Source organism: Mesorhizobium sp. M4A.F.Ca.ET.050.02.1.1 (assembly GCF_003997725.1).
Classification (GTDB): domain Bacteria; phylum Pseudomonadota; class Alphaproteobacteria; order Rhizobiales; family Rhizobiaceae; genus Mesorhizobium.
In genome coordinates this window covers 1-1,028 of record NZ_RZSG01001244.1, presented here as the reverse complement: position 1 = coordinate 1,028, position 1,028 = coordinate 1, and the positions used below count along the sequence as shown (strand labels likewise).

General features: G+C 68.5%; 2 protein-coding genes. One reads left to right on the top strand and one right to left on the bottom strand.

Annotated features, from left to right (window positions below):
* Positions 1-3 precede the first annotated feature (3 nt).
* Positions 4-138: a hypothetical protein gene (locus EOA33_RS41415; RefSeq protein WP_281033599.1), complete on the bottom strand. Its 135-nt coding sequence runs from the start codon at positions 136-138 to the stop codon at positions 4-6.
* Between the two features lie 131 nt (positions 139-269).
* On the opposite strand from EOA33_RS41415, the gene EOA33_RS36660 reads away from it, so the two are divergent.
* Positions 270-1,028 (top strand): DUF58 domain-containing protein (locus tag EOA33_RS36660; protein WP_245482572.1); only part of this gene is annotated, 759 nt, incomplete at its 3' end.

The following is a 1,028-nucleotide window of genomic DNA, read 5'->3' as shown; positions in this document are numbered from 1 at the left end:
GATCTATCCGAGCGGCAGAGCGGTCTGGGCGGCCGCGTCCACCGCCAGGAAGCCAAGCAGCAGGCAGATCCAGAGCAGGCCGAGATACCAGAAGGACGGCAGCGCAAGCGCGATCAGGAACGCCGGGATCGCTCCCACCGCCGCCGCAGGTCGGCGTCGGCGGCCGTTTCGCTGTCCATGTCGCCGCCAGTCTCGGCAAGCAGGCGCACAAGCTGCAGGCGCGCGTCGGCCATGATCAGCGGCTGGAGCCGATCAACGGCACCGGCGGCGTGCTGCCGGCGGATGGCGGCACGCTCGACCTCGAATTCACGGCGCTCAGGCGCGGCATGGCCAATTTCGACCGGCTATGGTTGCGCTGGCGCGGGCCGTTCGGGCTGGTCTGGAACCAGGTCGTGCTGCCGATGGACGAGAAGGTGGCGGTGCTGCCCGACGTCAGCCACGCCCGCGACGAGGCGATCACGCTTTTGCAACGCTCGGCGCAGGCCGACGGCCACGCACAAAAGCGGGCCGGCCAAGGCCGCGAGTTCGAGGCGCTAAAGGACTACCAGCCCGGCATGGGCCGGCGGATGATCGACTGGAAACGCAGCGCCCGCCACGGCAAGCTTCTGGCGCGCGAGTTCCGCATTGAGGAGAACAACAACGTCGTGCTCGCCATCGACAGCGGACGCCTGATGTGCGAGCCAGTCGACGGCGTGCCGAAGGTCGACCGCGCGGTGACGGCGGCGCTGCTGTCGGCGTTCATCGCGCTGAAGGGCGGCGACCTCGTCAGCCTGTTCTCCTTCGATGCGCGGCCGCGCGTCTCCAGCGGCGCGGTGCGCGGCTCCGCCAGCTTCCCGATGATCCAGAAGCGGGCGGCCGAGATAGACTATTCCAGCGAGGAAACCAACTTTACGCTGGCGCTGACGACGCTTTCGGGCAAGCTCGACCGGCGCTCGCTGGTCATCATCTTCACCGATTTCGTCGATCCGATCAGCGCCGAGCTGATGCTGCGCACCGTCGGCCGGCTGACCGAGCGCCACCTGGTGCTG